This window comes from Granulicella sp. dw_53 (genome assembly GCF_018449545.1).
Classification (GTDB): domain Bacteria; phylum Acidobacteriota; class Terriglobia; order Terriglobales; family Acidobacteriaceae; genus Edaphobacter.
Map to the genome: position 1 here is coordinate 1 of NZ_JAAVUR010000053.1, position 466 is coordinate 466.

Genomic DNA, 466 nt, shown 5'->3' on the forward strand with positions numbered 1-466 from the left:
ATTATTTGGGTTCATCCGTACATTTGGTGATTCTTTCCAACGCGTCTGTGCGCAGGTAAGAAGAAGGTAGCTGGAGGCTCTTGATGGCCCAAGGGACGCTGCTGCCGAACCATGCCGAAGTGAAGCTCCTCTGTCTTCGTCCGAAGGACGGAGCTATTCAGATGGAGGTTCAAGGTTGTCGGGCCCGTGTGACTTGCCCTGTTTGTGGAACCCCATCCGATCGAGTGCACAGCCGATACGTTCGTCGACTGGGTGACCTGCCATGGGAAGGGCTGCCTGTTCGGATCCTGCTCTCTACGCGACGGTTCTTCTGCGTCGACGAGGGTTGCCGCCGGTATATCTTCACCGAACCCTTTCCCGGGACCGCACGACGGTATGCGCGACGTACTCTCCGTGCGACCGAGACCTTGGATTGGCTTACCTTGGCTCTCGGGGGACAGGCCGGAGCTCGCATGGCACAACGGCT

1 protein-coding gene is annotated in these 466 nt (G+C 58.6%); it reads left to right on the forward strand.

The genetic code is table 11. The annotated features are described in order from the left end of the window. Window positions 1–83 precede the first annotated feature (83 nt). Window positions 84–466, forward strand: a 383-nt coding sequence (locus HB393_RS24930) for a transposase family protein (protein ID WP_213807934.1), incomplete at its 3' end; no start/stop codon positions are given.